Annotated in this window: 7 protein-coding genes; 6 read left to right on the forward strand and 1 reads right to left on the reverse strand. The window is 72.3% G+C overall.

The genetic code is table 11. The annotated features are described in order from the left end of the window. Positions 1-676, reverse strand: a 676-nt coding sequence (locus DW309_RS00845) for an MBL fold metallo-hydrolase (RefSeq protein ID WP_136044256.1), incomplete at its 3' end; no start/stop codon positions are given. 80 nt (positions 677-756) lie between these two features. Between DW309_RS00845 and DW309_RS00850 the strand changes: the two genes are divergently transcribed. From DW309_RS00850 to DW309_RS00875, 6 genes are all read left to right on the forward strand, one after another. Continuing rightward, a complete protein-coding gene (locus DW309_RS00850; protein ID WP_136044257.1) occupies positions 757-1,281 on the forward strand; it encodes a TetR/AcrR family transcriptional regulator in 525 nt (174 codons plus the stop codon). A gap of 120 nt (positions 1,282-1,401) precedes the next feature. After that, positions 1,402-2,457, forward strand: coding sequence for an alpha/beta hydrolase (locus DW309_RS00855; protein WP_136044258.1), 1,056 nt, complete (start codon positions 1,402-1,404; stop codon positions 2,455-2,457). A 49-nt stretch (positions 2,458-2,506) separates the two neighbouring features. After that, a complete protein-coding gene (locus tag DW309_RS00860) occupies positions 2,507-3,358 on the forward strand; it encodes a tryptophan 2,3-dioxygenase (protein ID WP_136034845.1) in 852 nt (283 codons plus the stop codon). A 1-nt stretch (position 3,359) separates the two neighbouring features. After that, on the forward strand, positions 3,360-4,325 hold the full coding sequence (locus DW309_RS00865) for an amidohydrolase family protein (RefSeq protein WP_136044259.1): 966 nt from the start codon (positions 3,360-3,362) through the stop codon (positions 4,323-4,325). Position 4,326: 1 nt separating this feature from the next. Then, positions 4,327-5,568, forward strand: coding sequence for a kynureninase (locus DW309_RS00870; protein WP_136044260.1), 1,242 nt, complete (start codon positions 4,327-4,329; stop codon positions 5,566-5,568). Beyond that, a partial coding sequence (locus tag DW309_RS00875; protein ID WP_136044261.1) for a PaaX family transcriptional regulator occupies positions 5,558-6,359 on the forward strand: 802 nt, incomplete at its 3' end. The genes DW309_RS00870 and DW309_RS00875, both read left to right, overlap by 11 nt.

A 6,359-nucleotide genomic window follows, 5' to 3' on the forward strand; every position in this document is an offset into this window, starting at 1 on the left:
CCGGGGAGCCGCGCCAGGGAGCGCCGTGCCCGGGGAGCACCCACGACGCGTCGAGCGCGGCCAGCCGGTCCAGCGACGCCAGGGCCTCTGCGGGTGCATCCGTGAAGGGAGCCGGCTGGGCACCCTCGCGCCCGGTGAGCACGTGCCGTGTGGTGAGCGCGTCGCCCACGAACACCGCGTCGACCGCCGGCACGTGCACCGCGATGCTGCCGGGCGAGTGGCCGGGCAGTCCGACGACCACCGGGGCACCGGGCAGGTCGAGCACCGCGCTGTCGTCCACCTCGACGACCGAGGCGACGTGCGGCGTGCGCAGCGCGTTCTTGCGCAGGCCGTAGGCGAGGAAGCCCAGCATCGGCAGCGGGCGCGCGGGCCCCATCGGCGTCCGGGGCTTCTCGCCCGTGCGCACGCGGTGGGCGTCGGCGGTGTGGATGATCACGGGCACGCCGGTCTCGCGGCGCAGGCGTTCGGCGAAGCCGATGTGGTCGCTGTCGCCGTGGGTGAGCACCAGACCGCGGACGTCGGACAGCGGACGACCGATGGCGGACAGCTCGTGCTGCAGGTCTTTCCAGTGTCCGGGTAGACCGGCGTCGATGAGCGTGATGCCCTCGGGCAGGTCGATCAGGTACGAGGCGACGATGTCGTTGCCGAGGCGGTGGAGGTGCGGGGCGAGCTGCATGGCGGGTCCTCTCGGATGATTGCGATAGCTACGATACGTAGCTATGATGGCTACTGTCAATAGCCATCGCTGGAGGATGCATGCCGACCCCCGAACGCACCACGACCGACGCGATCGTGACCGCCGGACGAGAGATCCTCGAGGCGTCCGGTCCCTCGGGCCTCACGATGCAGGCCGTGGCGACGCGCGTCGGCGTGCGCGCCCCCTCGCTCTACAAGCGCGTGAAGGATCGCGAGGCACTGCTCGCCGCGGTGGCGACCGCCACGGTCGACGCGCTGGGTGAGGGCCTCGAGAGGGTCGGCGACGACCTCGCCGAGCTCGCCACCGCCTACCGCGCCTTCGCGCACACGCACCCCGAGGGCTTCCGGCTGATGTTCGCTGTACCCGTGCCGCAGGAGGCCCTCGAGCGCACGGCGGCACCGGTCATCCGGGCGTGCGCGGCCAGGGTCGGCGACGACGACGCCCTCGATGCCGCCCGGCTCTTCACCGCCTGGGCGACCGGGTTCCTGCAGATGGAGCTCGCGGGCGCCTTCCGCCTGGGCGGCGACGTCGACCGCGCCTACGCCTACGGCCTTCGGCAGCTGATCGGCGGTCTCTCCCGCTGAGCCCCTCCCCGGGCCCGGGGCCGCAGGGACGGCCGCGATCGCACGGGGCGCCAGGACACACCCGCCCGCACCGGCGATTCGACGGGCCGGAATACTGGCACACTGTTGCCGGGAGGGTCCATGAGCACCGACGCGCACACCGGAGAGTCCGTCCACCCCACGAAGGCCCGGAAGCCCTGGCACCGCACGAAGGTGATCGTGGTGATCGTGGTGGCCGTCGCCGCCGTGGTCGCCCTCATCAGCAGCCTCACCCCCTGGCCGTCCGCCATGGTCATCCGCGCGGTGTTCACGAAGGGCGGCGACGAGACCGCCGCCGAGATGGACAAGCACGTGCCCGACACCGCGCTCGACGTGCAGCAGGGGATCGCGTACGGCGACGCGGGCACCGACACGACGATGGACGTGTTCCGCCCGGCCGACGCCGACGGTCCACTGCCGACCGTGGTGTGGATCCACGGGGGCGCCTGGATCTCCGGGGAGAAGGAGAACGTCGACCCGTACCTCCGGATCCTCGCGGCCGAGGGCTACACGACCGTCGGGGTGAACTACACGATCGGCCCCGAGGGCGTGTACCCGCTCGCGGTGCGGCAGCTCGATCAGGCCCTCGCCTACATCGACGAGCACGCCGCGGAACTCGGCGTCGACCCCGACCAGATCGTGCTCGCGGGCGACTCCGCCGGCAGCCAGCTCGCCAGCCAGATGGCCGCGCTCATCACCAACCCCGACTACGCCGAGATCGTCGGCATCTCGCCCTCGCTGAAGGCCGACCAGCTCGCCGCCACGATCCTCAACTGCGGCGTGTACGACCTCGCGGCCCTGGCCGAGCTCGACGGCATCGCCGGCTGGGGCCTCAAGACCGCGATGTGGGCGTACTCGGGCACGAAGACCTGGGCGGAGGACTCCACCGGGTCGACCATGTCGACGCTCGACTGGGTGACGGCTGACTTCCCCGCCACGTACATCTCCGGCGGCAACGGCGACGGTCTGACCTGGCTCCAGTCGATCCCGATGGCGAAGCGCCTCGAGTCCCTGGGTGTGAAGGTGACGACGCTGTTCTGGCCGATGGATCACGAACCTGCCCTGCCGCACGAGTACCAGTTCCACCTCGACCTGCCCGATGCGCAGACCGCTCTGGACGAGACGATCGCGTTCCTGGGGAAGCACACCACCCGCTGAGAACATTTCACTCCCGTGACGGTCGCCACAGAAGTGATATGTTTTCCGCATGCACCCGGAGAACCAGCGCGCCCTGGAAGACGGCATCGTCACCGACCTCACCGGACGGATGACCTACGGCTCGTACCTCGCCCTGGATCAGCTGCTCACGGCACAGCACCCCGTGAGCCAGCCGGAGCACCACGACGAGATGCTGTTCATCATCCAGCACCAGACCACCGAGCTGTGGCTCAAGCAGGTGCTGCACGAGCTGTCCTCCGCGCGCACGCTGCTGGCCGCCGACGACCTGCGTGAAGCCCTCAAGCGCATCGCCAGGGTCAAGAAGATCCAAGACGTGATGACGCAGCAGTGGTCCGTGCTCGCCACCCTCACCCCGACCGAATACGCGCAGTTCCGCGGCTCACTCGGCACCTCGTCCGGCTTCCAGTCGGTGCAGTACCGCGCCGTGGAGTTCGCGCTGGGCAACAAGAACGAGAAGATGCTCGGCGTCTTCCGCGACCATCCCGCGAACCTGGCGCTGCTCACCGCCGAGTGGGAGAAGCCCACGCTGTACGACGAGTTCCTGCGCTACGCCTCCCGCCGCGGACTGCCCGTTCCGGCCGAGATCCTCGACCGAGACGTGCGCGAGCCCTACCGCGAGACCCCGGCGCTGGTCCCCGCGATCCGCGCCATCTACCAGGACCCCGGCACGCACTGGGACCTGTACGAGGCGTGCGAAGACCTGGTCGACCTGGAGGACAACTTCCAGTTCTGGCGGTTCCGGCACCTCAAGACCGTGTCGCGCACGATCGGCATGAAGGTCGGCACGGGCGGCTCCAGCGGCGTCGGATTCCTGCAGCGCGCCCTCGACCTCACGTTCTTCCCCGAGCTCTACACCGTCCGCACCGAGATCGGCGGCTGAGATGCACGCCGCGACGTACTTCGACGGCACCCGGTGGCGCGACGGCGTCGTCGAGGCGACCGCGGAACACGTGCGGCTCCGCGCCGAGACTCCGGCCCCCGGCCTCCCTCGCGTCCCCGGCGGGGTCGTCGGCGGCTTCACCGACCACCACGTGCACCTGCAGCTCGTCGACCACGCCCTGCTGCGCACCTCGCGCCTCGCCCGGGTCGACGACCTGGGCGGGAACCCCGCGGTGCTGCGTGAGCTCGCGGTGCACACCTCGGCCACCCCCGATCACGCCGTCGAGGTCCGGTACGCCGGAGCGTTCCTCACCCCGCCCGGCGGCTACCCGTCCGACCGCGACTGGGCCCCCGCGGGGTCGGTGCGGGAGGTCGCGGACGAGGCTGCCGCCGTCGCCGCGGTCGATGAGCTCGCGGCCGCCGGGGTCGCCCTCCTCAAGGTCGCCGGCAACAGCACGGCCGGTCCGGTGTTCGCCGACGCGCTCGTCCACGCGATCGTCGAGCGCGCGGACGCGCACGGCCTGCCGGTGGTCGTGCACGCCGAGGGCCCCGACGAGGCGCAGCGGGCCGTACGCCTCGGAGCCGCCCGCCTCGCGCACGCGCCGTTCACCGAGCGCCTCGACGAGGCCGAGGTCGCCCGCCACGCGGCCTCGGTCTCCTGGATCTCGACCCTCGCGATCCACGACCCCGCCGCCCTGCGCATCGCCGTCGACAACGTGCGACGGTTCCACGCCGCCGGGGGCACCGTGCTCTACGGCACCGACATGGGCAACGGCCCCACCCCGGTCGACCTCCACCCCGCCGAGCTCGACGCCCTCCGCCGCGCGGGGCTCGACGACGCCGCCCTGCTGCGCGCCCTCGCCCCCGTGGACCCGCTGCAGCCCGGCGCGCTACTGCTCCTGCTCCCCGACGGCTCGACCGATCCGTTCGACGCCCGCCCGCTGACCGCCGCCGACCTGAAGGTGTGACATGACCGACCGTTCCTCCGACGCCGCCCTGCTCGACGCCGCCCGCGCCCTCGACGCGGCCGACCCGCTCGCCGCGCACCTCGACGCGTTCGCCGAGGCGCCGGGGGTCACGGCCTACCTCGACGGGAACTCCCTCGGCCGCCCCCTGCGGGATATGCCGGAGAAGCTCGCCGCGTTCGTGCGCGAGGACTGGGGCACCCGGCTCATCCGCTCGTGGGACGAGCAGTGGATGGCACTGCCGATGCGCCTGGGCGACCGCATCGGCGAGGTCGCGCTCGGAGCCGCTCCCGGGCAGACCGTCGTGGCCGACTCGACCAGCGTGCTCATCTACAAGCTCATGCGCGCCGCGGCCGCCGCCGACCCCGCCCGCACGGAGCTCGTGATCGAGACGGGCAACTTCCCCACCGACCGGTTCCTCGCCGAGGGCGTGGCCGCCGAGACGGGGCTGACCATCCGCTGGCTGGAACCCGACCCGGTGCACGGCGTGACGGTGGACGACGTGACGGCCGCGGTGTCCGACCGCACCGCGCTCGTGTCGCTCAGCCACGTGGACTACCGCTCGGGCGCGCTGGCGGACATGCCGGGCATCACGGCGGCGGCGCACGAGGCGGGGGCGCTCATGATGTGGGACCTGTGCCACTCGGCCGGCGTCGTGCCGATGCAGCTGGACGCGTGGGGCGTCGACCTCGCGGTCGGCTGCACCTACAAGTACCTGAACGGCGGCCCGGGCTCCCCCGCGTTCGCGTACCTCCGCCACGGGCTGCAGGGGGTGCTCCGGCAGCCGATCCAGGGGTGGTGGAGCGCGGAGGACATCTTCGCGATGGGGCCGGAGTACGTGCCGAGCGGCGACATCCGGCAGCTGCTCAGCGGCACGCCGCCCGTCACCTCGATGCTCGCGATGCAGGGGATGCTCGACCTGATCGAGCAGTCGACGATCGCGGGGGTGCGGGCCAAGTCGCAGTCGCTGACCGATCTCGCGGTGCGCGCGTACGACGAGCTGCTCGCCCCGCTCGGCGTGCGGCTGCTGAGCCCCCGCGACTCCGCGCGACGCGGCGGGCATGTGACGATCGGCCACCCCGACTTCCGCGACGTCACCCGCCGGCTCTGGGCGGACGGCATCATCCCCGACTTCCGCTTCCCCGACGGCATCCGCCTCGGACTCTCCCCGCTCAGCACCTCGCACGTCGAGACGATCACGGGCGTGCTGGCCGTGCGCGACGCCCTGGAGTCCGATGACGACTGAAGCGGCGGCGACCGCCGTGCGCGACGACATCGATGCCCGCCCCGGCAGCACGGCGTCGCTGCTGCGGACGCTGATCGGGCTGTATCTGCGGCCCCTCGGCGGCTGGATCTCCGCCGCGCATCTCGTGCACCTCGCGGGCGAGCTGGGGATCCCGGCCGCCCAGGCCCGCACGGGCGTGACGCGCCTGAAGCAGAAGGGGCTGCTGCTGGCCGAGCGCGGCGAGACCGCGGGATACCGCCTGAACCCGGAGGCGCTGCCCATGCTGGAGCGCGGCGACCGGCGCATCTTCACCATGCGGCAGATGGGCGACACCGACCCGTGGTGCCTGGTGTCGTTCTCGATCCCGGAGAGCGCCCGCAGTGTGCGGCATCAGCTGCGTCGCCGGCTGCAGTGGATCGGCGCGGGCGTGGTGTCGCCCGCCCTGTGGATCTGCCCCGGTCACCTGCGCGACGAGGCGACGCAGATCCTGGAAGAGCTCGGCGCGCGGCAGTGGGCGACGCTGTTCGACGCCGTGGCCCCCGCTCCCGCCGGCACCCTCGTGGAGGCGGCAGCGCAGTGGTGGGACCTGGGTGCGCTGCGGACGGAGCACCTCGCCTTCCAGACGTCGCTCAGCACGCTGCCGCCCGATCCGTTCGCCGCGTATGTGCACCTGCTCGACCGGTGGCGCGTGCTGCCCTACACCGACCCCGGGCTGCCCGCGTCGATGCTGCCGGCGGACTGGCCCGGCGCCCGCAGCGTGGAGCGCTTCACGGCGCTGTCGGCCGAGCTGTCCGCGCCGGCGCTGGCGCACG

The organism is Microbacterium sp. K41, assembly GCF_004794395.1.
Taxonomy (GTDB): Bacteria; Actinomycetota; Actinomycetes; order Actinomycetales; family Microbacteriaceae; genus Microbacterium; species Microbacterium sufflavum.

What these genes read in the sequence shown, in the direction of transcription:
- DW309_RS00855 (WP_136044258.1), top strand. Translation starts at nt 1,402, where the DNA reads ATGAGCACCGACGCGCACACCGGAGAGTCCGTCCACCCCACGAAGGCC.
- DW309_RS00860 (WP_136034845.1), top strand. Translation starts at nt 2,507, where the DNA reads ATGCACCCGGAGAACCAGCGCGCCCTGGAAGACGGCATCGTCACCGAC.
- DW309_RS00870 (WP_136044260.1), top strand. Translation starts at nt 4,327, where the DNA reads ATGACCGACCGTTCCTCCGACGCCGCCCTGCTCGACGCCGCCCGCGCC.
- DW309_RS00865 (WP_136044259.1), top strand. Translation starts at nt 3,360, where the DNA reads ATGCACGCCGCGACGTACTTCGACGGCACCCGGTGGCGCGACGGCGTC.
- DW309_RS00850 (WP_136044257.1), top strand. Translation starts at nt 757, where the DNA reads ATGCCGACCCCCGAACGCACCACGACCGACGCGATCGTGACCGCCGGA.